This is a genomic window from Roseateles cavernae, assembly GCF_040187885.1.
GTDB lineage: Bacteria > Pseudomonadota > Gammaproteobacteria > Burkholderiales > Burkholderiaceae_C > Roseateles_E > Roseateles_E cavernae.
The window spans coordinates 1-344 of sequence record NZ_JBDPLH010000052.1 but is presented as its reverse complement, the minus strand read 5'-3'; the positions used below and the strand labels follow the sequence as shown (position 1 = coordinate 344).

Below are 344 nucleotides of genomic sequence, written 5' to 3'. Positions count from 1 at the left end.
GTTGAACCGCACCTGCAGCCATGCCTTCCAACCTCGACGAGACAAAAATTCTGGCGTTCGCCGTCTATGAACTGCGTCTGCTGCTCGCGGGCCATCTCGGTAGCAATGCAACGGCCGATCCCGCGCTTCGGGCGGCGGCACATCTTGCATATGCGTTGCACAACCAAGCGCTGGCCATCCTTGAGGGAAGGACTTTCAGTACAGCGGAGGCTGCGGCGGCAATCGCGTCAGTCGATCGTTTGTGCGGGGAGAGCTTTTCACAGAGGCTATCTGCCGTGGCAGAGGGTCCGGTTCAACCCTTCACTGCAGCGGACGGCTCCGCCGCCCGCTGAGCTTTCACGTTG

The 344-nt window shown here is 61.0% G+C and carries 1 protein-coding gene; it reads left to right on the top strand.

The window, feature by feature from the left end:
* Positions 1-20 precede the first annotated feature (20 nt).
* Positions 21-332, top strand: coding sequence for a hypothetical protein (locus ABGI63_RS25815; RefSeq protein WP_349745318.1), 312 nt, complete (start codon positions 21-23; stop codon positions 330-332).
* The last annotated feature ends 12 nt before the right edge of the window (positions 333-344 follow it).